This window comes from Enterobacter cloacae complex sp. ECL411, from assembly GCF_021869665.1.
Taxonomy (GTDB): Bacteria; Pseudomonadota; Gammaproteobacteria; order Enterobacterales; family Enterobacteriaceae; genus Enterobacter; species Enterobacter intestinihominis.
On record NZ_CP091486.1, the window covers coordinates 1,215,364 to 1,237,129 of the forward strand.

Sequence of the window (21,766 nt, forward strand, 5' to 3'; positions counted from 1 at the left end):
TTGCTCCCTCTCCCCGTGGGAGAGGGCCGGGGTGAGGGCATCAGACCGCACGCTTGCCCAACGGCACCACCAGCGGCGTACCCGCCACCGGATCGTCAATAATCATGCAGCGCATGCCGTAGATCCGCGCGATCAGATCCGGCGTCACAATCTCCTTCGGCGCGCCCTGCGCCACAATCTCGCCGTCGCGCAGCGCAATCAGATGCGTCGCGTAGCGGCACGCCTGATTTAAGTCGTGCAGCACTGCCGCCAGGGTGTACCCCTGCGTGCGGTTAAGTTCGCTCAGCAGCTCCAGCAGATCAATCTGATGGCTGATATCGAGCCAGGTTGTCGGCTCGTCCAGCAGCATAATCGAGGTTTCCTGCGCCAGTACCATTGCAATCCAGGCGCGCTGGCGCTGTCCGCCGGAGAGAGTATCGACGCTTTGTTGGGCCAGATCGGTGATGCCCGTCGCCTGCATCGCGCGCTTCACCGCCTCGTCGTCCTCTTTGCGCCAGCGGGTAAACAGTGGCTGGTGCGGGTAGCGCCCGCGGGAGACCAGCTCCTGCACGGTAATATCCCCCGGCGTGGTGGCGTTTTGCGCCAGCAGACCAATTCGGCGCGCCACCTCTTTGCTGGCGAAGCGCTGGATCTGCTCCCCGTCGAGGAACACGCTACCCTCAACCGGCGACATCAGGCGGCTCAGCGTGCGCAGCAGGGTCGATTTGCCGCAACCGTTCGGGCCGATAATGGCGGTGAAGTGGCCGTCCGGAATGGACACGGATAAATCCCGGGCAATGATTTTTTTGCCGTAGCCGAGGGTCAAGTTTTCGCCGCGCAAGCGGAATGTTGAATCTGTCATTTCTTGCGTGACTCCTGAACGAGCAAGACGATGAGGTAAATCCCGCCGAGGCTGACGGTCACCACGCCCACCGGCAGTTGATAAGGCATAAACAGCTGCTGAGCGCAGAGATCGGCGGCCAGCAGTAACAATGCGCCGCACAGCGCCGCCTGGGTTAATCCCCAGCGCGCGGTACCGCTAAGACGCCGCGCGATATGCGGGGCTACGAGGGCAATAAACGAGATCGGCCCGGCGATGGCGGTAGACGCTGCGGTCAGTAAGACCGCCACCAGCATCAGCATCAGGCGCGAGCGCTCTACGCTCACGCCCAGCGCGCAGGCGCTGTCGTCGCCCATCTCCAGCAGCCGCATGCGCCTGACCAGCAGCAACGCGCCAATAAACATCAGCAAAATCAGCGGCGCGGCGGGCCAGGTTTTTCCCCACGTCAGACCGTTGAGGGAGCCGGCGTACCACAGCCCGGCGGAGAGCGCGGTTTCCAGCGATGCCTGTAGCAGAAGCCAGGTGTTGAACGCCATCAGCATCGCACGGATGCCGATCCCGATGATGATCAGACGGAAGGTGTCGATGCCGTTGCGCCAGGCCAGGGCCCAGATAAGCAGGGAGGTGAGAATGCCGCCCGCCATCGCCGTAAAGGTAATGGCCGTAAGATGCTGCCCGAACAGCACCATCGCCACCAGCACGCCGCTCCACGCGCCGGTATTCAGGCCCATCACGTCCGGGCTCCCGAGGGGGTTACGCATCAGCGACTGGAATATCGCGCCGCTGACGCCAAGCGCCGCGCCCACCAGGATCGCCATCGCCACGCGCGGCAGTCGCCATTCGGTGACCACCATGGTGATGTTACGCGGCGCGCTGCCGCTGAGAGCGTGAAAGACCTGCGCGAAATCAAGCGTTACGGCACCGCTTTGCAGGCTCCAGACCGCCAGCAGCAGACTGGCGACGACCAGCAGGGCGACGCTGGTAAGTAAACGACGGGACGGGGCCATCATGCGCCACCCCCGCGTCTGCGTCGAACCAGGAAGATCAGCACCGGCGCGCCGATAAAGGCGCTGACCACCGAGACGCGCAGTTCACCCGGCACCAGCAGGCGGCCCAGTACGTCGGCAAAGAGCAGCAGGGCAGGGGTCGCCAGCAGCGTGACCGGCAGCGACCAGCGGTGATCCGCCCCCACCAGCCAGCGCGCCATGTGCGGCATCATCAGGCCGATAAAGGCAATCGGCCCGACCACGGCGGTCGCGCTGCCGCAGAGCACGGTAATGGCGAGTAGCCCCGTCAGCTGCGTGCGCGCCACGCGGTTGCCGAGGGCGGTCGCGGTATCGCTGCCGAGGCTCAGGCTGTTCAGCGCCCGGCTTAAACAGAGCGCCACGGCGGCAGCGACGATTGTCGGGATCACCACCACCTTTAAGGTTTCAAGGGTACGAATATCCAGCGAACCCGCCTGCCAGAAGCGCAGCTGGTCATACACGTCCGGGTTGAGCAGGGCGATGCCGTTGGACAAGCCTTCCAGTACCGCCGCGAGCGCTACGCCCGCCAGCGTTAAGCGTACCGGGCTGAGCTGGCCGCCGCCCTGGCTGCCGGTAAACGCCACTACCAGCGAGGCCGCCAGCGCGCCGCAAAAAGCCATCACCAGCTGTTCAGAGGGGGACGTAAATCCAAACAGCGCTGCGCCGAGCACGATGGCAAAGCTGGCGCCGGAGTTAACGCCGAGAATGCCGGGGTCCGCCAGCGGGTTGCGGGTGAGGGTTTGCATCAGGGCACCGGCAAGGCCGAGCGCACCGCCAGCCAGCAATCCGGCAAGGGTGCGGGGCAGGCGAGCGTCGAGCACGATGGTGCAGTCGGCGCTCTGACAGGTACCGGATAGCGCATCGACAATAACGGACGCGGGCAGCGGTTTTGCGCCGACCAGCAGGCTGAGTGCAATCGCAAGGATTAGCAGTAGCAATAAAACGGGCACGGCAAGGGCGCGCACCGCAGAAGAGGAAAACGACATAGCAACATCCATGATTTGATAATGATAGTGATTATCGTTATCTATCTTATTTGGCTATGTTAGCATGTGCGCCCATGGAATGGGTAGAAATAGACTCAAGGCTTTGTCATGAATCAAAAATCCTGGCTGCTTAACCTCAGCCTGCTCAAAACACACCCGGCGTATCGCGCCGTTTTTATCGCTCGCTTTATCTCCATTTTGTCCCTCGGTCTGCTTGGTGTGGCCGTACCGGTGCAAATCCAGACCATGACTCACTCCAGCTGGCTGGTGGGGTTATCCGTCACCTTAACCGGCGGGGCGATGTTTATCGGCCTGATGGTGGGCGGCGTGCTGGCGGACCGCTACGAGCGTAAAAAGCTGATCCTGCTGGCGCGCGGCACCTGCGGGGTGGGCTTTGTCGGGCTGTGTCTGAACGCCATGCTGCCGGAGCCGTCGCTGGTGGCCATTTACGTGCTGGGATTGTGGGACGGCTTTTTTGCTTCGTTAGGCGTGACGGCGCTGCTGGCGGCCACGCCCGCGCTGGTCGGGCGCGAGAACCTGATGCAGGCGGGGGCGATCACTATGCTCACCGTACGTCTCGGCTCGGTGATTTCGCCGATGGTGGGCGGTCTGTTGCTGGCGACCGGCAACGTGGCGTGGAACTACGGCCTTGCCGCGGCGGGAACGTTTATTACCACCCTGACGCTACTGCGTCTGCCGCTCCTGCCACCCCCGCCGCAGCCGCGCGAGCATCCGCTGAAGTCCCTGATGGCCGCGATTCGTTTCCTGTTCAGCAACCCATTGATTGGCGGCATTGCGCTGCTCGGCGGCCTGCTGACGATGGCGAGCGCCGTGCGCGTGCTGTATCCGGCGCTGGCGGGTGAGTGGCAGATGAGCGCCTCAGAGATTGGCGTGCTGTACGCCGCCATTCCGCTCGGTGCGGCCTTCGGGGCGCTGACCAGCGGCAACCTGGCGCAGAGCGCGAGACCGGGGTTGATCATGCTGGTGGCGACGCTGGCCTCGTTTATCGCCATTGGTTTCTTTAGCCTGATGCCGGTGTGGGCGCTGGGGGTGATGTGTCTGGTGATTTTCGGCTGGCTGAGCGCGGTCAGCTCTCTTTTACAGTACACCCTGATCCAGACCCAGACGCCGGAAGGGATGCTCGGGCGCATTAACGGCCTGTGGACGGCGCAGAACGTCACGGGCGATGCGATTGGCGCGGCGATCCTCGGCGGGCTGGGGGCGATAATGACCCCGGTGGCGTCGGCGAGCAGCAGCGGGTTTGTGTTAGCCGTTGTTGGCGTGATTATACTGGCGGTTCTGGTGGAGTTGCGTCGGTTCAGGCAGACCCTGTAGGTCGGGTAAGGCGTAGCCGCCACCCGACAAAACGCCCGGTGGCGCTGCGCTTACCGGGCCTACGGGGAACGTGCCACTTATTTAAAAATTGAATTCAAACGCTGCAACACCAACATCGCGCTGTAATAATCCAGGCGGAACGTCTCGGTTCCTAATGCCCAGACGCGCTTGTTCTTAACCGACGGCAGATGCGCCAGCAGCGGGTTGGCGTAAATCGCGTCCACGTCTTTCTGATCGCCGGCAAACACGAACAGCCCTTCGCCGTTCAGCCCCGTCGCCAGGTTTTCACCCCCTAACTGGATAATGTCGTGGCGTTTGCCCTGACTTTTTGAGGTGTGCAACCCGGCAGGCACGTCGGCCAGCGTAAAGCCCAACTGGTGCAAAAGCTTGCCCTGCGCGGAGTCTGTCGTCCACAGGTTCGCCGTGTGCGCCGCGGCGGTGTAGACGATGGCGTTCACCGGCTGTGGCGGCAGCTTCATCTGCTGTTTCACCTTGGCGAGCTGTTTGTCGAAGGCAGCGATGCGCTCTGCGGCCTGTGTCTCCTGCCCGGTGATCGTCCCCAGTTGGGTCAGCAGTTCCTGCCAGCTTTTGTCGTCGTAGTTAATGATAAGCGTCGGCGCGATGGCGGAAAGCTGATCGTAGAGCGCCAGCGCGGAATCCCCGCCGGTGGCGCTGATCAAAATCAGGTCCGGCATCTGGGCCGCGACGGCTTCGGCGCTCGGCTCGCCGATGTACAGCCGGGCAACCTTACGCTGTTTGGCGATATCGCCCCACTGACGCAGGAAGCCCTGCGCATCCGCCACGCGGTTGTTTGGCGTGGTCGCGCCGCTGGCAATGACCGGCGCGTCAATGGCCAGCAGGGAGCCGGTTAAGGTCACGCTGGTGGAGACAATGCGCGTCGGTTTGCTCTCAAGCGTGTGAACGCCGCGGCTGTCGGTGACCTGGCGCGGCCAGTCGGCGGCGACGGCTGAGGTTAGTCCTAAAACAAAAAGTCCTGTTAAAAGAAGGGCATTGCGGCAAACGGCAGCGATTTTCACAGAGCGGCATCCTGATTTTATTGAAGATAATGCTTCTCATTTTCAGGGCTGTAGGGAAGGGATGCAAGCGTTTGTCGCACAAGTTATTTGCCCGACGGTTGACAGCGGGGCGATGTGGGATTAGGTTAGCCGACGAAAATATAAATGATAATCATTATTGCTTCTTTTATCATTTTAAGGAGGATGATATGGACACGTCCCTGGCTGAGGAAGTTCAGCACACCGCGACAACGCTGCAATCAGACAGCTTTTTCTTTATGTCGCCTTACCGCAGTTTTACCACGTCCGGCTGTTTTGCCCGTTTTTCTGAACCCGCCGTCGGCGGTGACGATCCGGCGGGTCCCTTTCAGCAGAAATTAGCTCAGGCTTTCCGGAATGCGAAAAACAGCGGCATTGCCCATCCGGTGATGGTAGGGGCGATCCCCTTCGATACCCGCAAACCGTCATCGCTGTTTATTCCGCAACGCTGGCAAACCTTCTCCCGCCCGGCGCGTCAGCAGTCCGCACGTTATGCCTCCGGCGCGCAGACGCTGAACGTGCAACAGCGCACCGAGATCCCGTCGCAGCCGGTTTTCGAGGAGATGGTTGCTCGCGCCGCGTCGCTCACCGCTACGCCGCAGGTGAATAAGGTGGTGCTGTCGCGCCTGATTGATATCGCTACCGACAAACAGATCGATAGCAGCGCGCTGATGGAGCGTCTTATCGCCCAGAACCCGGCGAGCTTTAACTTCCACGTACCGCTGGAAGACGGCGGCGTGCTGCTGGGCGCCAGCCCGGAACTGCTGCTGCGCAAAGAGGGCGCGCACTTTAGCTCGCTGCCGCTGGCAGGCTCTGCGCGCCGTCAGCCGGACGATGTGCTGGATCGCGAAGCGGGCACTAAGCTGCTGGCCTCCGAAAAAGACCGCCACGAGCACGATCTGGTCACGCAGGCGATGAAAACCATTCTGGAACCGCGTAGCCATCATCTGAGCATGCCGGCTTCCCCGCAGCTCATCACCACCCCGACGCTGTGGCATCTGGCCACGCCGGTAGAAGGTGAGGCACGTGAAAACGAGAACGCCCTGACGCTAGCCTGCCTGCTGCACCCGACGCCCGCGCTGAGCGGCTTCCCGCATCAGGCGGCAAAAGAGCTGATTGCCGAGCTGGAGCCGTTCGACCGCGAGCTGTTCGGCGGCATCGTCGGCTGGTGCGACAGCGAAGGTAACGGCGAGTGGGTGGTAACTATCCGCTGCGCGCGGCTGCATCAAAATACCGTTCGCCTGTTTGCTGGCGCGGGCATTGTGCCTGCCTCCTCCCCGGTCGGCGAGTGGCGCGAGACGGGCGTGAAGCTCTCCACCATGCTCAACGTGTTTGGTTTGCACTAAGGAATACTCATGACCATCCCTTTTACCCGCTGGCCTGAGGAGTTTGCCCGCCGCTACCGTGAAGAAGGCTACTGGCAGGATCTGCCGCTGACCCACATCCTGACGGACCATGCGGACAGCGATACGGTCGCGATAATTGACGGCGATCGCCGCATCACCTACCGCGCGTTTAATCAGGCGGTGACGAATCTGGCGTCCTCCCTTCAGGCGCAGGGGCTGCATCGCGGCGAGACCGCGCTGGTGCAGCTTGGCAACGTGGCCGAGTTCTACATCACCTTCTTCGCGCTACTGCAAATCGGCGTCGCGCCGGTCAACGCGCTCTTTAGCCATCAGCGCAGTGAACTCAACGCCTACGCGGAGCAGATCAAACCCGCCGTACTGATTGCCGATCGCGACCACGCGCTGTTCTCAGGCGATGATTTTCTCAACACCTTTGTGGATGCGCATCGCTCGGTACGCGTTGTGCTGCTGCGTGGCGATAAGGGCGAACATGCGCTGGAGGCGGCGATTGCGCGCCCGGCGGACAATTTCATCCCGAACCCGACGCCCGCCGACGAAGTGGCGTTCTTCCAGCTCTCCGGCGGCAGCACCGGCACGCCGAAGCTGATCCCGCGCACGCATAACGATTACGACTACAGCATCCGTCGCAGCAACGAAATCTGCGGTATCACTGCGCACACCCGCTATCTGAACGCCCTTCCCGCGGCGCATAACTACGCCATGAGCTCGCCAGGATCGTTAGGCGTTTTCACGGCGGGCGGCTGCGTGGTGCTGGCGAACGATCCGAGCGCCACGCTCTGCTTCCCGCTGATTGAGCAGCATCAGATAAATGTCACCTCGCTGGTGCCGCCTGCGGTCAGCCTGTGGTTGCAGGCGATTGCCGACGGCGCGGGGAACGCCCAGCTGAAATCCCTCAGGCTGCTCCAGGTGGGCGGCGCACGCCTCTCCGCCACGCTTGCGGCGCGCATTCCGGCGGAAATTGGCTGCCAGCTTCAGCAGGTATTTGGCATGGCGGAAGGGCTGGTGAACTATACCGCCCTCGACGATGCGCCGGAGCGCATCATCAATACCCAGGGCCGCCCGATGTGCCCGGACGATGAAGTGTGGGTGGCGGACGAGGACGGTAACCCGCTGCCGCGCGGGGAGGTCGGGCGTCTGATGACGCGCGGCCCTTACACCTTCCGCGGCTATTTCAACAGCCCGGACCACAACGCCAGCGCCTTCGATGCCAACGGCTTCTACTGCTCGGGCGATCTGATCGCCATCGATGAGCAGGGTTACATCACCGTGCAGGGGCGCGAGAAAGATCAGATCAACCGCGGTGGCGAGAAGATCGCCGCCGAAGAGATCGAAAACCTGCTGCTGCGCCACGAAGCAGTGATCCACGCCGCGCTGGTGAGCATGGAGGACAGCCTGCTGGGCGAAAAAAGCTGCGCGTACCTGGTGGTGAAACAGCCGCTGCGCGCGGTGGAGGTGCGCCGCTTCCTGCGCGAGCAGGGCGTTGCCGAATTTAAGCTGCCGGACCGCGTGGAGAGCGTGGATGCGCTTCCGCTCACGCCGGTCGGCAAAGTTGATAAGAAACAGTTGCGCCTGTGGCTTGCTGAACGCGCCCGGGGCTGAGGAACAGAGAATGGCTATTCCAAAATTAACCGCATATGCGCTGCCAACCGCCGCCGAACTGCCGACCAGTAAAGTAAGCTGGGCGTTTGAGCCGGAGCGCGCCGCACTGCTGATCCACGATATGCAGGAGTACTTCCTGAATTTCTGGGGCGAAAATAGCGACATGATGCAGCAGGTAGTGGCGAACATCGCTAAACTGCGCGCGTACTGCAAAGAGCACAATATTCCGGTGTACTACACCGCGCAGCCGAAAGATCAGAGCGATGAAGACCGCGCCCTGCTGAACGATATGTGGGGGCCGGGTCTGACTCGCTCACCGGAGCAGCAGCGCATCGTCGCTGAGCTGACCCCGGACGAAGCGGACACCGTGCTGGTGAAGTGGCGCTACAGCGCGTTTCACCGCTCCCCGCTGGAGCAGATGCTGAAAGAGACCGGGCGCAACCAGCTTTTGATCACCGGCGTGTACGCCCACATCGGCTGCATGACCACCGCCACCGACGCCTTTATGCGCGACATCAAACCGTTCTTTATCGCCGACGCGCTGGCGGATTTCACCCGCGACGAGCACCTGATGTCGCTGAAATACGTGGCCGGACGTTCGGGCCGCGTGGTGATGACCGACGAGTTGCTGCCGTCTGTTCCGGCAACGAAAGCCGCGCTGCGTGAGCTGATCCTGCCGCTGCTGGACGAGTCCGACGAGCCGATGGATGACGAAAACCTGATCGACTACGGTCTGGATTCAGTACGGATGATGGCGCTGGCCGCCCGCTGGCGCAAAGTGCACGGCGACATTGATTTCGTGATGCTGGCAAAAAATCCGACCCTCGATGCCTGGTGGGCGCTGCTCTCCCGCGAGGTGAAGTGATGGCTTTTGATTTTACCGGTAAAACCGTCTGGGTGACGGGCGCGGGTAAGGGCATTGGCTATGCGACCGCGCTGGCATTTGTGGAGGCCGGGGCGCAGGTGACCGGGTTCGATCTGGCTTTCCCTCACGGCGAATATCCGTTTGCCACCGAAACACTGGACGTGGCGGATGCGGCGCAGGCGAGTGATGTCTGCGGGCGTTTGCTCAGCAGCCTTGAGCGGCTCGACGTGCTGGTTAACGCGGCGGGCATTCTGCGTATGGGCGCGACGGATCAGCTTTCGCAGGAGGACTGGCAGCAGACCTTTGCGGTCAACGTCGGCGGCGCGTTCAACCTGTTCCAGCAGACGATGGGCCAGTTCCGTCGTCAGCAGGGCGGGGCGATTGTGACCGTGGCCTCTGACGCGGCGCACACGCCGCGCATCGGCATGAGCGCCTACGGCGCGTCGAAAGCGGCGCTGAAAAGCCTGGCGCTGACCGTCGGGCTGGAGCTGGCGGGCAGCGGCGTACGCTGTAACCTGGTGTCGCCGGGTTCTACGGATACCGACATGCAGCGCACGTTGTGGACCAGCGATGATGCGGAACAGCGGCGCATTCGCGGCTTCGGCGAGCAGTTCAAACTCGGCATTCCGCTCGGTAAAATTGCCCGTCCGCAGGAGATTGCCGCGACCGTGCTGTTCCTGGCATCCGATGCCGCCAGCCATATCACCTTGCAGGATATCGTGGTGGACGGCGGCTCCACGCTGGGGGCGTAATGATCTGGAAACGTCATTTATCCCTCGACGAGCTGAATGCCACTAGCCAGAACACGATGGTGGAACACCTTGGCATCGTCTATACCCGCCTCGGGGACGATACGCTGGAAGCGGAGATGCCGGTGGATGCGCGCACCCACCAGCCGTTTGGCCTGCTGCACGGCGGTGCGTCGGCGGCGCTGGCGGAAACGCTGGGGTCGATGGCCGGTTTTCTGATGACCCGCGACGGGCAGAATGTGGTGGGCACGGAACTGAACGCTACGCACCACCGCGCGGTCTCTCACGGTAAGGTGCGCGGCGTATGTCAGCCGCTGCATCTGGGCCGCTCCAGTCAGAGCTGGGAGATTGTGGTGTTCGACGAGCAGGGGCGGCGGTGCTGTACGTGTCGGTTGAGTACGATGGTGCTGGGTTAGATTGTGCGGCGGGAGTGCCGGGTGGCGGCTTCGCCTTACCCGGCCTACGAAACATGCAGGCCCGGTAAGCGAAGCGCCACCGGGCGGTTGTCACAACATCGATACCACCCGCTTCAACAGCCGAATTCGCGGCGCAATGGACGCTTTATCCAGCCATTCCGCCGGGCTGTGGAACCCGGCGCCAACCGGCCCGAAGCCGTCAAGCGTGGGGATGCCGAGCGCGGCGGTGTGGTTGGCGTCGCTGCCGCCGCCGACTGCCTGCCAGGTAATGTCGATGCCTTCCGCTTTACCCGCCGCTTCAACCTGCTGCATCAGCGCCTGCGTCGCGTCGCTCGCGGCCATCGCCGGTTTGTGATTAACCCGCGTCAGCGTGGTGGTCACGCCGTCTAAAAAGCCTTGTTCACATAACAACTCCAGCGCCTGGTTCACCCGGTCATACTCGTCGTTTTCCCAGAAGCGAACGTCCAGTTCTGCCACAGCGCTGTCCGCGACCACGTTCGCCGCGCTGCCGCCCTGAATCACGCCGACGTTAAGTGTAGTGCCGCGATCCCAGTCCGTCAGCGCATTGATGGCGATAACGCTCTTTGCCAGCGCGGTGATCGCCGAGCGGCCTTTTTCCGGGTCATTGCCCGCGTGTGCCGCCACGCCGCAAAAGGTGAGGTGATAGCCCGCCATCCCTTTACGCGCTTTCACCAGCGAACCGTCGGCGCGGGCGGCTTCGCACACCAGCACGCAGCGGGAACGCTTAGCCAGCTCGCCAATCCACTCATGGGAATGGACAGATCCGGTCTCTTCGTCCGGGTTCATCGCAACGGCAATCGCGAGACGATCGTTGTCTGCGGCGTCAAGCGCGCGCATTGCCCACAAAATATTCAGAAGTCCGCTCTTCATATCCGAGACGCCGGGGCCGTACAGGCGGGTTTCATCCTCGCTCAGCGGACGCGCGGCCACGGTGCCGGCGGGAAATACGGTATCCAGATGCCCGACCAGCAGCACGTCGAACCGTTCCGCCTGCGGCTTGTTACTGACGAAGACGCCGGGGCCCACCTTGTCGCCCAGGTTCACCTGCTCCGTATGCCAGCCTTCGCGCTGCCACAGTTGCTGCATGATGCCTGCAACAGCGGCGACGCCGTCAATCGTCTGGGTGCCGCAGTCTACGTTCACCAGGGTTTTCAGCTCTTCGATATAATGGTCAAGATTCATGTTCACGTCCTGTTCAGAGAATAATGCGCATCAGCAGCATGGCTAAGAAAGCGTTGACCACCGAGAGGGCGATCATCAGCGGAATACGTTTGGCGCGGGTGCCAATCACCCCCAGAATGCGGCCCAGGTACTGCACCTGCGAGCCCATCAGGTAGATGGCGGGCGCCAGGATCGCCAGGTGCTCGCCGGTGAGGATGCCTTTATCAAACAGGCCGATGGCAACGCCGATCCCGCCGCCCATCGACATCCAGCCGCCAATCAGCACGGCGGCCGCTTCGCCCGGCAGGCCAAACAGGCCCATCAGCGGGGAGAAGATCGTGCCCAGCCCTTTCAGCGCGCCGGTAATTTCCAGCGCCTTGATGATGATAAAGGCCATCACCACGTTGGGCAGCGTGCTGCTGGTGGCAATGCTCCAGCCTTTGCGCGCGCCTTCGATAAACACATCGGTAATGACGGGATTGGACTGTGGGGCACTCATGCGGCGTCTCCTTTATGGGTGAACGTCAGGATCAGGCGCAGCAGATTGGCGCCGACAATTTTCATGATAAACATCACCGCGATACAGGCCCCGATGGAGGTGGGCACCGCCGCCGTGCCGTCAACGGCGAGCAGCGTGAAGAGGATCGCCCCGGAAGAGAAAAAGTTGGTGATCATCGCCCCGGCGGAGAACTGGAACATGGCGAAAACGTCTTTCTCTTTTTCGCTGATTTGCCCTTCATCAGAGAGATTACGGGTAAGCGACGCGCCCACGTCGGTACTTTGCAGGCTGCCAATCAGCGCCAGCCCGGTGGTGCCAGGGATCCCCAATAGCGGGCGCAGCAGAGGAGTTAAGAGTTTGCGCGCGGCGCGCAGGGCGCCATAGTGCTCCAGCACGTTGATCATCCCCAGCGCGAACATCACCGCGGGAATTAAACCGAGCGCGAAGAGAAACCCGTCCATCGCGCCGCTGCCGCCGGTGCCGCGAAAGGCGCTGCTGGCTGTGGTTAACGTACCGTCATCCAGACTGGCTTTGCTGACCACTTTGCCAAATGCGCCGTTGAGGGTGGTGAAATCAAAGACGCCGTACCACTCTGGTCCGCCTAACAGACCCGAGAAGAAAACGGCTGCAAACGCCAGCGCGAAGTACGCGCCCGGCCCGACCTGACTATCCTGAGGTACTGAACTGTTCATATCTTTTTCCTTGTATGCACGCGATTGCGCAGGATCATTCTGGCGAGGTTATGGCCAAAAAAAATGATACAAATCATTCCGTAAGGCGGTGTCTGGCCGAAAAAGGTAAAAGTGTGAACGGTGACGCTACGAAAGTGATCGGCTTAACAATGTGGTGTAAATGTCTGGTTTGACCACGCATTATTGCGTTTCAAAGTTGTTAAATTTTATCCGTTGTTCTAGAAACAAAATGTAACATCTCACTGTTTCACAACAACGGATAACCATTATGAACAACTCAGGGAAATACCTTATATGGGCAGGGCTCTCCGTTGTGGGAGCCTTTGCCCTGGGCTACATCGCCCTCAACCGGGGGGAGCAGATCAATGCGCTCTGGATCGTGGTCGCCTCCGTCTGCATTTATCTGATCGCATACCGTTTTTATGGCCGTTATATCGCGAAGACGGTACTGGGCGTAGACGGCACGCGCATGACGCCGGCCGTGCGTCATAACGATGGTCTGGACTACGTGCCGACCGATAAAAAAGTGCTGTTCGGTCACCATTTCGCGGCGATTGCCGGGGCAGGCCCGCTGGTGGGGCCGGTACTGGCCGCGCAGATGGGCTACCTGCCGGGGATGATCTGGATCCTCGCGGGGGTGGTGCTGGCGGGCGCGGTGCAGGACTTCATGGTGCTGTTCGTCTCCACCCGTCGCGACGGTCGTTCGCTGGGTGAGCTGGTGAAAGAGGAGATGGGGGCAACTGCCGGGGTGATTGCGCTGGTGGCGACCTTTATGATCATGGTCATCATCCTCGCGGTATTGGCGATGATTGTGGTGAAAGCCTTGACCCACAGCCCGTGGGGAACCTATACCGTCGCCTTCACCATTCCGCTGGCGCTGTTCATGGGGATCTACATTCGCTATCTGCGTCCGGGACGCATTGGTGAAGTTTCAGTCATTGGCCTGGTGTTCCTGGTGTTTGCTATTATCTCCGGCGGCTGGGTGGCGGAAAGCCCGACCTGGGCACCGTTCTTCGACTTCACCGGCGTGCAGCTGACCTGGATGCTGGTGGGCTACGGCTTCGTGGCGGCGGTGCTGCCGGTATGGCTCCTGCTGGCCCCGCGTGACTACCTCTCTACGTTCCTGAAAATTGGTACCATCGTCGGGCTGGCGATCGGCATTCTGATTATGCGCCCGACCCTGACCATGCCTGCCCTGACCAAATTCATTGACGGCACCGGCCCGGTCTGGACCGGTAACCTGTTCCCGTTCCTGTTTATCACCATCGCCTGTGGGGCAGTGTCTGGCTTCCATGCGCTTATCGCCTCCGGGACCACGCCGAAGATGCTGGCGAATGAAAATCAGGCCTGCCTGATTGGCTATGGCGGCATGCTGATGGAATCCTTCGTGGCGATTATGGCGCTGGTCTCGGCCTGTATTATCGACCCGGGCGTGTACTTCGCGATGAACAGCCCGATGGCGGTACTGGCCCCGGCCGGCACTGTTGACGTGGTCGCCTCTGCCGCGCAGGTGGTGAGCGGCTGGGGCTTTGCGATTACCCCTGAAACGTTGACGCATATCGCTAACGAGGTCGGCGAGCAGTCGATTATCTCCCGTGCGGGCGGGGCGCCGACGCTGGCGGTGGGTATGGCCTACATCCTGCACGGTGCGCTGGGCGGGCTGATGGATGTCTCGTTCTGGTATCACTTCGCCATTCTGTTCGAGGCGCTGTTTATCCTGACGGCGGTTGATGCCGGTACGCGCGCTGCGCGCTTTATGTTGCAGGATCTGCTGGGGGTGATCTCCCCGAATCTGAAACGTACCGATTCACTCCCGGCTAACCTGCTGGCGACGGCACTGTGCGTGCTGGCGTGGGGCTACTTCCTGCATCAGGGCGTGGTCGATCCGCTGGGCGGCATTAACACCCTGTGGCCGCTGTTCGGAATCGCCAACCAGATGCTGGCGGGCATGGCGCTGATGCTTTGTGCCGTAGTCCTGTTCAAGATGAAGCGCCAGCGTTACGCATGGGTGGCGCTGGTGCCAACGGCGTGGCTGCTGATCTGTACCCTGACAGCAGGCTGGCAGAAAGCCTTCAGCCCGGACAACAAGGTGGGCTTCCTGGCCATTGCCAACAAGTTCCAGGCGATGATCGACAGCGGCAAGATCCCGGCGCAGTACACCGAATCTCAGCTGTCCCAGCTGGTGTTTAACAACCGTCTGGACGCCGGGCTGACCATCTTCTTTATGGTGGTGGTTGTGGTGCTGGCGTTGTATTCTCTGAAAACCGCGCTGGCGGCGTTGAAAGTCGACACGCCAACGGCGAAAGAGACGCCGTATGAGCCAATGCCTGAGAACCTGGACGAGATTGTCACCCAGGCGAAAGGGGCGCATTAACCCGTGTGCCGGGTGGCGGCTTCGCCTTACCCGGCCTACATTTCTTATCCTCCCTCTCCCTCCGGGAGAGGGCCGGGGTGAGGGAAACAAACGAGAAACTGACTATGTTCGACACCCTTTCCAAAGCAGGTAAATACCTGGGCCAGGCCGCAAAAATGATGATTGGCGTGCCGGATTACGACAACTACGTCGAGCATATGCGCGTCAACCACCCGGATCAGACGCCAATGACCTACGAAGAATTTTTCCGCGACCGCCAGGACGCCCGCTACGGCGGCAAGGGCGGGGCGAAGTGCTGTTAACCCTCTTTTGGTAAATAGAGGCTGATCTGCTCCTGTTTACAGCCGTAAATTGCCGCCAGCTTTTCGCGGGTGCGCTTTTGCGGTCGGGAGTCCAGTGCCTCCAGCTGTGACACGGCGGACTGACTGATGCCGAGTTTTTCCGCCACCTCCTGCTGGGATAGCCCGCGCAGGATACGCCACGCGGCCTGCAGGCTGACGTTCTCGCTATGCATGATGTCGCACACTTCACCCGGTAAACCTACGTTATCGTAGATATCTGATTCGTAAGGGATGTCTTCCCAGTCGTTTTCATCATCGTCATCATACTCAAGCATGGCTAAACGCATGCGAAAATATTCATCGTAGGGAATGACAACATACTGTTTTTTTCCTTCTTCATCCTTGATGAACTGAACAGTCATATTCCGTATGCTCCTCATGAAGGTAGGTGGTGGTTGTCCGGCGTTTTACCGCCACTACGTAGCAGATATCACCCGGCGGATCCCCGAAGGTGTAAATGACCCTGTAATCACCTAATCGCAACCTGTAGTGGTTTTCGGGAGAAGATAATTTCTTGATATCCGCGACAGGTGATGTTTTATCATCCATCTTCTCCAGCCTGAATTTAATGCGGTTCTGATATCGCGTATCGATTTTAGAAAATTGCTTCTCTGCTGTTTTTGACCACACGATCTTCATCCGTACCTCCACTGTACGCCCACACAAAATATAAGGAAATAATAAGACTATTAGATAAATTCCGAATTTCTTATGGGGTACTGTAGAGCGGAAAAAAAGCGCAGGTAAGAGGCAAAACGCAAACCGTCGAGGCGGCTCGAAAAGGCCTCTGCTGGGCGACAGAGGCTTGCAGGAAAATTGCGATCAGGCGTTCAAACCGCCATCCACGTCCAGACCGGCGCCGGAAATTTGCCCCGCAGCCGGGCTGGCGAGGAAGGTGACCGCCGCTGCGATATCCTCCGGCTGGCCGTAATGACCAAGCGCGATCATCCGGCGCTGGGCTTCCGCCTGCTCGCCGTCTTCCGGGTTCATATCGCTGTTGGTCGGGCCGGGATGAACCAGGTTGACGGTAATGCCGCGCGGGCCTAAATCGCGGGCCAGACCCCGGGTAAGGGAGTTTAGGGCCGATTTGGTCATCGAGTAGACGGCGATCCCCGGCTGCGCCACGCGGTTCGCCAGACAGCTGCCGATGTTGATGATGCGTCCGCCGTCAGACATATGCACCAGCGCTTCCTGAATGGCGATCACCACGCCGCGGATATTGACGTTGATCAGAGCGTCGATGTCCGCCAGGGTCATGGACTCCAGCGGGCCGCCGCGTGCAATCCCGGCGTTATTGACCAGAATATCCAGCCCGCCGAGGGAGCGCGCCGCCTGCGTGACCGCATCCTGAATCGCCTGCGCGCTGGCGCTGTCGGCCTGAATCGCCTCGCCGTGTCGCCCCAGCGCGTTGATTTCATCGACGACCTGCTGGGCTTTATCGACGGATTTTTCGTAGGTGATAACCACATCGGCACCGGCGCGTGCCAGCGACAGCGCAATCGCCCGACCCAGCCCACGACTGGCGCCGGTGACCAGCGCCTTTTTACCTGTTAAATCGATCTGCATGATGACCTCGTTGTAAGAGTGGAGAGAATCATCATTAGGTATAGCCCGTCGGCGCGATTAACGGCTGAAGGATTCCACCTTCTCAAACGCGGCGCGCAGAACGTCAGGGCTTAACGTAATCGGTAAAAAGTGAATCGACTCCACCGGGCGCAGGGTGTGAGCAATGACCTTGTCCAGCTCGTCGCGGTTATGGATATCGACCTCCAGCGCGCGAAGCGTGGTCGGCAGGTTAAAACGCTGGTATGCCGCCACCAGCTGCGCCAGCACGTCCTCCTGACCGAGCAGGGCGCTCTGCACCAGAATGCCGTAGGCCACCTTGGTGCCGTGGAGGTATTTTTCCGTCTGCGGCAGCACGGTTAAGCCGTTGTGCACCGCATGTGCCGCCGCCACGCGGGTATAGCGTTCGCCCAGACCGCCGACCATACCGCCACCGGCGATAACGGCGTCCACCACGTCCCGAAACGCCTGCGTCTGGTCGCCGCGCTGCTGGTCGGCCAGCGCCTCTTCGCTGCGCTCCAGCAACACGTCGCGGATCGCCAGCGCACCGTTCAGGCCAAGACGCACGGTCAGCGGCAGGTTTTCCGGTTCAGGGGCGAGTACCGCCGCTTCGTACCACTTCGCCAGCGTATCGCCGATGCCTGCCAACAGGTATTCCGCCGGGGCGTTAAGGATGATTTGCGGCTCCACCAGCACCAGATAGTTGGCGTCGTCAAAAATCTCAAACTGTAGCGCCTGCCCGGCATCGTTGTACCACACGGAGAGCGGGGTCCACGCCGCGCAGGTGGCGGCGATGGTGGGAATGCCCACGAACGGCACGCCCAGACGACGTGCCACGGCCTTGACGGTATCCATTACCGCACCGCCGCCCACGCCAATCACCACGCTGGCTTCACCACCCGACGCGTTCACCAGATGAGTGACGTCACGCTCGCTGCAATGGCCCTTAAACAGCAGATGTTTTGCCCCCGTCGCGTTAAAACTCTCCGGCAGATAAGGGCGTGCGCCCTCGATAGCCCGCTCGCCGTAGATCCACACCGCGCGGGAAAGCTGTTCCGGAGTAAAGAAATCATCCAGGTGCGCAAGGCTTCCCGGATGAGAGAAGTAGTTCGCCGGGCCGGGCACGACGCGGATATTGGTGTTGCTCATGAAGTTGTCCTTTTTTAGCAAGCGCTAACCCGATGTTATGTCTGGACATCCGGATGGCTAATAATATTTCGCTTTATCTTATGCCTTTTCCGTCGTTGTCAGTCAACCGGAGCTGTGAAAAATTCGCTAAATCAGAAGAGTAATGAAGGATTTACGCGGATGGTTTCCAGTCGCCTTGAGATGCGCGGTATCAGCCTGGCCTTTTCCGGCTTTCAGGCCCTGTCGCGCGTGGATTTCACCCTGAATGGCGGGTCGGTGCATGCGCTGACCGGCGCCAACGGCGCGGGAAAATCGACGTTGATGGCGGTGCTGTGTGGGACGCACGATCGTTATGAAGGCGAAATCTGCATTAACAACCAGCAGGTAAGCATCCGCGAGCCGCTGGACGCTAAACGGCTGGGTATCCACCTTGTGCAGCAGGAGGTGGACGTGGCGCTGATCCCCGGGCTGAGCATTGCGGAGAACATTATGCTCGACCAGCTGGCGCAGCCGGGACACCGCTACAGCTGGCGCGCGATTCGTCAGCAGGCGCGGCAGGCGCTGGCGCAGCTGGATGTTTCGCTGGACGTTCGCCGTTCCATCGACAGCTGCACGCTGGCTGAAAAGCAGCAGATTTTGCTGGCGCGGGCGCTCTCGCACCACTGCCGTTTTCTCATTCTTGATGAGCCCACTGCGCCGCTGGACGCGCACGAAAGCGAGCGTCTGTTTGCGGTAGTAAGACGTCTGCAACAGCAGGGCATTGGCGTGGTGTTTATTTCTCACCGCATTCACGAGCTGAAGGCCATCTGCGACACCCTGACGGTGCTGCGCGACGGCAGGCTGATTGAGTCCGGCCCGATGGCGGATCTGAGCGGAGAGGAGATCGTCGAGAAGATGCTCGGCCACGAGCTGAGCGATATCTATCCGCCCCCGCGACCGCCGCACGGTGAAGAGATGCTGCTGCGGGTGGAAGGCCTGCACGACGACGCGCTGCTGAAAGATATCTCCCTGCATCTGCGCAAAGGTGAAATCCTCGGCATTGCCGGGCTGGCGGGGGCGGGGAAAACGGAACTCTGCAAGGCGCTGTTTGGCGCCAGCAAAAGCCGCGTGGCGCGCGGCGAGCTGAACCATCAGGCCTGGAAACCGCGCGATCCGGCAGACTCGGTGCTACGCGGTCTGGCGCTGGTGCCGGAGGAGCGGCGCAAAGAGGGCATTTTTATCGACGAGCCGGTGAGCATGAACCTTGCCGTGTGCGCCGATAACAGTTTCTCGCGCTGGAGCCTGTTTGGTCATCGTCAGGCGTGGCGCTGGGCGGAAGAGGTGATTGCCCGCGTCGGCGTGCGCACGCGCGGGCCGGGGCAGGTGCTGCGTCGGCTTTCCGGCGGTAACCAGCAGAAGGTCGCCATCGGGAAATGGCTGCGCAATGACGCCAGCGTGCTGATATTCGACGAGCCGACCAAAGGCGTGGACGTGAAGGCCAAAACCGATCTGTTTCAGCTGATCGACGGCCTGGCGCGCGAGGGCAAAGGGGTGATTTACGCCTCAGGTGAATTTGCCGAGCTGGTCGGTCTGTGCGACCGCATCTGCGTGCTGTGGGACGGGCGCATCGTGGCGGAAATCGCCGGGGCAGAGGCCCGGGAAGAAACACTACTTTATTATTCAACCGGAGGAACGGCGTCGTGAGCAAGGCCCTTTCAGTGACCACGGCGGCGTCTGGCCGTCAGCAGATTTTCGATTTTCTTTATAAGTGGGGCATGCTGCTGACCGTCGTCGCGCTGGTGGCGGTGTTTGGCCTGGCGTCGGACAGCTTCCTCGACCCGAACAACATCATCAACATTCTGCGCTCGATTGCCATCGTGACGGTGATTGCCGTTGGCGTCTCTATTTCGCTGACCGTCGGCGGGTTCGATCTCTCCGTGGGATCTACCGCGTCGCTGGCGAACGCGCTGGTGATTTCGCTTTTCGTCTGGCACGGCTTTGGCACCACCGAGTCGATTCTGCTGACCCTCGCGCTCTGTACGCTGGTCGGCCTGTTTAACGCCTTTCTGATCGTCATCCTGCGCATTCCGGACATGCTCGCGACCCTTGCCAGCCTGTTTGTCATTCAGGGTGTGGCGATGACCTACAGCTACGGCGGGTCGATTACCGAGAACATGGTACTGCCGAGCGGCGACATGGCGGAAGGGACCATTCCGGCGGCGTTTGGCCTGCTGGGGCAGGTGCCGACCATTGTGATCGTCATGCTGGTGGTGACCGTGCTGGCGCAACTGGGCCTGTCGCTGACCACCCATGGACGCCGGATGTACGCCATTGGCGGCAACCCCGAAGCCGCGCGCCTCTCCGGCATTCGCACCACTCGCTACAAAGTGGCAGCCTACGTGATTGCCTCTCTGCTGGCGGGGCTGGGCGGCATTCTGCTGGCCTCGCGTATTGGTTCATCGCAGGTGAATGCGGGCGGCGGCTACCTGATGGACGCGGTGGCGGCGGCGTGGATCGGCTTCTCGCTGGCCGGATCCGGCAAGCCGAACGCGCTGGGTACGCTGGTGGGGGCGGTGATCCTCGGCGTGCTGTCGAACGGGCTGGTGATGCTCTCCGTGCCGTATTACGCCATGGACATTATAAAAGGGCTGGTGCTCGCGGTAGCGCTGGCGATTACCTACATACAAAAACGCTGACAACACAACGGGATAATAAATGAAAAAGATTGCGCTCTCTTTGGTAGCTCTTGGGTTACTCACTTCTCTGCCGGGCCTGGCGGCTACCCCCGCGCCGGTTCCGACCGCCATTGCCAGCCATGACGGCCCGATCCGCATCGCGGTGATCCGCAACCTGGGCTCGGACGACAACACCACGCAGTTTGTTGCCGGGGCGATTCAGGAAGGGAAAAAGCTCGGCTTTAAGGTCAGCACCTTTTTAAGTAACGGGGACGACGCCAAATTCCAGGATTTCGTTAACCAGGCCATCAGCCAGAAATACGACGGGATTATTCTCTCTCAGGGGCGCGATCCGTACTCCACCGCGCTGGTGAAGAAGGCGGTGGATGCCGGGATCAAAGTTTCGGTGTTTGATACCGCTGTGAACGGCGAGATCCCGGGCGTAACCGTTACCCAGCAGGACGATGCCTCCCTAACCAACCTCTCTTTCGGCCAGCTGGCGAAAGATTTCAACGGCAAGGCCAATATCGTCAAGCTATGGGTCGCGGGCTTCCCGCCGATGGAGCGCCGTCAGGCGGCCTACAAAGAACTGCAAAAGCAGTACCCGGAGATTAAAGAGCTGGAGTCCATCGGCGCGGTCTCCTCTGACGTGCAGGGCGACACTGCCAACAAGGTGGGCGCGATCCTCGCGAAATACCCGAAAGGTAAAATCGATGCCATCTGGGGTACCTGGGATGCCTTCAGCCAGGGCGCGTATAAGGCGCTGAAAGAGAACGGCCGAACCGAGATCAAACTCTACAGCATCGACATCTCCAACCAGGATTTACAGCTGATGCGCGAGCCGGGTAGCCCATGGGCAGTGAGCGTGGCGGTGGATCCGAAGCTGATTGGCGCGACCAACGTACGCCTGATTGCCAATAAGATTGCCGGAGAAGCGACGCCTGCCACTTACGATTTCAAGGCGGCGGCCATTCCGCAGGCGCTGCTGACCGCCCAGCCGGGCGCGGTGAACGTGGCGTCTCTGGGGAAAATCATTCCGGGCTGGGGCCAGACGGAAGATTTTATCGCGCCGTGGTTTGCGACCCTTGCCGCTAAAAACAAGTAAACCAAGCCGGG

Annotated in this window: 22 protein-coding genes; 11 read left to right on the forward strand and 11 right to left on the reverse strand. The window is 60.9% G+C overall.

The features are described from left to right. Nucleotides 1–40: 40 nt before the first annotated feature. Genes fepC through fepD form a run of 3 tightly spaced genes read right to left on the reverse strand, consistent with a single transcriptional unit; the run spans nt 41 to nt 2,831 of the window. Complete coding sequence (gene fepC, locus L3069_RS05725; protein ID WP_038415628.1) at nt 41–841, reverse strand: iron-enterobactin ABC transporter ATP-binding protein; 801 nt, start codon at nt 839–841, stop codon at nt 41–43. Next, on the reverse strand, nt 838–1,827 hold the full coding sequence (fepG, locus tag L3069_RS05730) for an iron-enterobactin ABC transporter permease (protein ID WP_074129344.1): 990 nt from the start codon (nt 1,825–1,827) through the stop codon (nt 838–840). Before fepG ends, fepC begins: the two co-directional genes overlap by 4 nt. Next, nucleotides 1,827–2,831, reverse strand: a complete 1,005-nt coding sequence (fepD, locus tag L3069_RS05735) for a Fe(3+)-siderophore ABC transporter permease (protein WP_032624697.1) — start codon at nt 2,829–2,831, stop codon at nt 1,827–1,829. Before fepD ends, fepG begins: the two co-directional genes overlap by 1 nt. A gap of 108 nt (nt 2,832–2,939) precedes the next feature. Here fepD and entS point away from each other — a divergent pair, with 108 nt between their 5' ends. Then, on the forward strand, nt 2,940–4,166 hold the full coding sequence (gene entS, locus L3069_RS05740) for an enterobactin transporter EntS (protein ID WP_038415630.1): 1,227 nt from the start codon (nt 2,940–2,942) through the stop codon (nt 4,164–4,166). 77 nt (nt 4,167–4,243) lie between these two features. Here entS and fepB read toward each other — a convergent pair whose 3' ends face one another. Then, nucleotides 4,244–5,203, reverse strand: a complete 960-nt coding sequence (fepB, locus tag L3069_RS05745) for a Fe2+-enterobactin ABC transporter substrate-binding protein (protein WP_023299558.1) — start codon at nt 5,201–5,203, stop codon at nt 4,244–4,246. Between the two features lie 188 nt (nt 5,204–5,391). Here fepB and entC point away from each other — a divergent pair, with 188 nt between their 5' ends. The 5 genes from entC to entH are packed head-to-tail and all read left to right on the forward strand — an operon-like array spanning nt 5,392 to nt 10,217. Continuing rightward, nucleotides 5,392–6,567: an isochorismate synthase EntC gene (gene entC, locus L3069_RS05750; protein ID WP_023299559.1), complete on the forward strand. Its 1,176-nt coding sequence runs from the start codon at nt 5,392–5,394 to the stop codon at nt 6,565–6,567. Nucleotides 6,568–6,576: 9 nt separating this feature from the next. Beyond that, nucleotides 6,577–8,187, forward strand: coding sequence for a (2,3-dihydroxybenzoyl)adenylate synthase EntE (gene entE, locus L3069_RS05755; RefSeq protein ID WP_063135849.1), 1,611 nt, complete (start codon nt 6,577–6,579; stop codon nt 8,185–8,187). Between the two features lie 10 nt (nt 8,188–8,197). Continuing rightward, complete coding sequence (locus tag L3069_RS05760; RefSeq protein ID WP_022647383.1) at nt 8,198–9,052, forward strand: isochorismatase; 855 nt, start codon at nt 8,198–8,200, stop codon at nt 9,050–9,052. Then, on the forward strand, nt 9,052–9,804 hold the full coding sequence (gene entA, locus L3069_RS05765; protein ID WP_023305663.1) for a 2,3-dihydro-2,3-dihydroxybenzoate dehydrogenase EntA: 753 nt from the start codon (nt 9,052–9,054) through the stop codon (nt 9,802–9,804). The genes L3069_RS05760 and entA overlap by 1 nt, the downstream gene beginning before the upstream one ends. Next, nucleotides 9,804–10,217 carry a proofreading thioesterase EntH gene (entH, locus tag L3069_RS05770; RefSeq protein ID WP_022647384.1) on the forward strand — a complete coding sequence of 138 codons (414 nt, stop codon included), beginning with the start codon at nt 9,804–9,806 and terminating at the stop codon, nt 10,215–10,217. The genes entA and entH overlap by 1 nt, the downstream gene beginning before the upstream one ends. 90 nt (nt 10,218–10,307) lie before the next feature. Here entH and L3069_RS05775 read toward each other — a convergent pair whose 3' ends face one another. The 3 genes from L3069_RS05775 to L3069_RS05785 are packed head-to-tail and all read right to left on the reverse strand — an operon-like array spanning nt 10,308 to nt 12,590. Then, the gene (locus L3069_RS05775; protein WP_038415634.1) at nt 10,308–11,420 is read right to left on the reverse strand and encodes a M20 family metallopeptidase; all 1,113 of its coding nucleotides are present in this window, start codon (nt 11,418–11,420) and stop codon (nt 10,308–10,310) included. Between the two features lie 13 nt (nt 11,421–11,433). Then, nucleotides 11,434–11,898 (reverse strand): YjiG family protein, encoded by a 465-nt coding sequence (locus L3069_RS05780; RefSeq protein ID WP_023305665.1) that lies wholly within the window; start codon nt 11,896–11,898, stop codon nt 11,434–11,436. Next, nucleotides 11,895–12,590, reverse strand: a complete 696-nt coding sequence (locus tag L3069_RS05785; protein WP_038415636.1) for a nucleoside recognition domain-containing protein — start codon at nt 12,588–12,590, stop codon at nt 11,895–11,897. Before L3069_RS05785 ends, L3069_RS05780 begins: the two co-directional genes overlap by 4 nt. A gap of 268 nt (nt 12,591–12,858) precedes the next feature. Between L3069_RS05785 and cstA the strand changes: the two genes are divergently transcribed. Further along, a complete protein-coding gene (gene cstA, locus L3069_RS05790) occupies nt 12,859–14,964 on the forward strand; it encodes a pyruvate/proton symporter CstA (protein ID WP_038415638.1) in 2,106 nt (701 codons plus the stop codon). Nucleotides 14,965–15,068: 104 nt separating this feature from the next. Continuing rightward, nucleotides 15,069–15,266, forward strand: a complete 198-nt coding sequence (locus tag L3069_RS05795; protein ID WP_006809671.1) for a YbdD/YjiX family protein — start codon at nt 15,069–15,071, stop codon at nt 15,264–15,266. Here the strand turns inward: L3069_RS05795 and L3069_RS05800 are convergent. From L3069_RS05800 to L3069_RS05815, 4 genes are all read right to left on the reverse strand, one after another. After that, complete coding sequence (locus L3069_RS05800) at nt 15,263–15,667, reverse strand: helix-turn-helix transcriptional regulator (protein WP_038415640.1); 405 nt, start codon at nt 15,665–15,667, stop codon at nt 15,263–15,265. The genes L3069_RS05795 and L3069_RS05800 overlap by 4 nt on opposite strands. Beyond that, the gene (locus tag L3069_RS05805; protein WP_032624689.1) at nt 15,642–15,944 is read right to left on the reverse strand and encodes a type II toxin-antitoxin system RelE/ParE family toxin; all 303 of its coding nucleotides are present in this window, start codon (nt 15,942–15,944) and stop codon (nt 15,642–15,644) included. The genes L3069_RS05800 and L3069_RS05805 overlap by 26 nt, the downstream gene beginning before the upstream one ends. 183 nt (nt 15,945–16,127) lie before the next feature. After that, nucleotides 16,128–16,871, reverse strand: a complete 744-nt coding sequence (locus tag L3069_RS05810) for an SDR family NAD(P)-dependent oxidoreductase (protein WP_038415642.1) — start codon at nt 16,869–16,871, stop codon at nt 16,128–16,130. A 57-nt stretch (nt 16,872–16,928) separates the two neighbouring features. Then, nucleotides 16,929–18,017, reverse strand: coding sequence for an oxidoreductase (locus L3069_RS05815; RefSeq protein WP_038415644.1), 1,089 nt, complete (start codon nt 18,015–18,017; stop codon nt 16,929–16,931). Nucleotides 18,018–18,176: 159 nt separating this feature from the next. Here L3069_RS05815 and L3069_RS05820 point away from each other — a divergent pair, with 159 nt between their 5' ends. Genes L3069_RS05820 through L3069_RS05830 form a run of 3 tightly spaced genes read left to right on the forward strand, consistent with a single transcriptional unit; the run spans nt 18,177 to nt 21,755 of the window. Beyond that, nucleotides 18,177–19,679 (forward strand): sugar ABC transporter ATP-binding protein, encoded by a 1,503-nt coding sequence (locus L3069_RS05820; RefSeq protein ID WP_038415646.1) that lies wholly within the window; start codon nt 18,177–18,179, stop codon nt 19,677–19,679. Continuing rightward, the gene (locus tag L3069_RS05825; RefSeq protein WP_038415648.1) at nt 19,676–20,671 is read left to right on the forward strand and encodes an ABC transporter permease; all 996 of its coding nucleotides are present in this window, start codon (nt 19,676–19,678) and stop codon (nt 20,669–20,671) included. Before L3069_RS05820 ends, L3069_RS05825 begins: the two co-directional genes overlap by 4 nt. A 19-nt stretch (nt 20,672–20,690) precedes the next feature. Continuing rightward, a complete protein-coding gene (locus L3069_RS05830; protein ID WP_022647398.1) occupies nt 20,691–21,755 on the forward strand; it encodes a sugar ABC transporter substrate-binding protein in 1,065 nt (354 codons plus the stop codon). The last annotated feature ends 11 nt before the right edge of the window (nt 21,756–21,766 follow it).

Coding starts and splice junctions, on each gene's coding strand:
- entC (WP_023299559.1), top strand. CDS start 5,392: ATGGACACGTCCCTGGCTGAGGAAGTTCAGCACACCGCGACAACGCTG.
- entS (WP_038415630.1), top strand. CDS start 2,940: ATGAATCAAAAATCCTGGCTGCTTAACCTCAGCCTGCTCAAAACACAC.
- L3069_RS05820 (WP_038415646.1), top strand. CDS start 18,177: ATGGTTTCCAGTCGCCTTGAGATGCGCGGTATCAGCCTGGCCTTTTCC.
- L3069_RS05805 (WP_032624689.1), bottom strand. CDS start 15,944: ATGAAGATCGTGTGGTCAAAAACAGCAGAGAAGCAATTTTCTAAAATC.
- fepG (WP_074129344.1), bottom strand. CDS start 1,827: ATGGCCCCGTCCCGTCGTTTACTTACCAGCGTCGCCCTGCTGGTCGTC.
- L3069_RS05815 (WP_038415644.1), bottom strand. CDS start 18,017: ATGAGCAACACCAATATCCGCGTCGTGCCCGGCCCGGCGAACTACTTC.
- L3069_RS05760 (WP_022647383.1), top strand. CDS start 8,198: ATGGCTATTCCAAAATTAACCGCATATGCGCTGCCAACCGCCGCCGAA.
- cstA (WP_038415638.1), top strand. CDS start 12,859: ATGAACAACTCAGGGAAATACCTTATATGGGCAGGGCTCTCCGTTGTG.
- entE (WP_063135849.1), top strand. CDS start 6,577: ATGACCATCCCTTTTACCCGCTGGCCTGAGGAGTTTGCCCGCCGCTAC.
- L3069_RS05775 (WP_038415634.1), bottom strand. CDS start 11,420: ATGAATCTTGACCATTATATCGAAGAGCTGAAAACCCTGGTGAACGTA.
- fepC (WP_038415628.1), bottom strand. CDS start 841: ATGACAGATTCAACATTCCGCTTGCGCGGCGAAAACTTGACCCTCGGC.
- entH (WP_022647384.1), top strand. CDS start 9,804: ATGATCTGGAAACGTCATTTATCCCTCGACGAGCTGAATGCCACTAGC.
- L3069_RS05800 (WP_038415640.1), bottom strand. CDS start 15,667: ATGACTGTTCAGTTCATCAAGGATGAAGAAGGAAAAAAACAGTATGTT.
- L3069_RS05780 (WP_023305665.1), bottom strand. CDS start 11,898: ATGAGTGCCCCACAGTCCAATCCCGTCATTACCGATGTGTTTATCGAA.
- L3069_RS05785 (WP_038415636.1), bottom strand. CDS start 12,590: ATGAACAGTTCAGTACCTCAGGATAGTCAGGTCGGGCCGGGCGCGTAC.
- L3069_RS05810 (WP_038415642.1), bottom strand. CDS start 16,871: ATGCAGATCGATTTAACAGGTAAAAAGGCGCTGGTCACCGGCGCCAGT.
- fepD (WP_032624697.1), bottom strand. CDS start 2,831: ATGTCGTTTTCCTCTTCTGCGGTGCGCGCCCTTGCCGTGCCCGTTTTA.
- entA (WP_023305663.1), top strand. CDS start 9,052: ATGGCTTTTGATTTTACCGGTAAAACCGTCTGGGTGACGGGCGCGGGT.
- L3069_RS05830 (WP_022647398.1), top strand. CDS start 20,691: ATGAAAAAGATTGCGCTCTCTTTGGTAGCTCTTGGGTTACTCACTTCT.
- L3069_RS05795 (WP_006809671.1), top strand. CDS start 15,069: ATGTTCGACACCCTTTCCAAAGCAGGTAAATACCTGGGCCAGGCCGCA.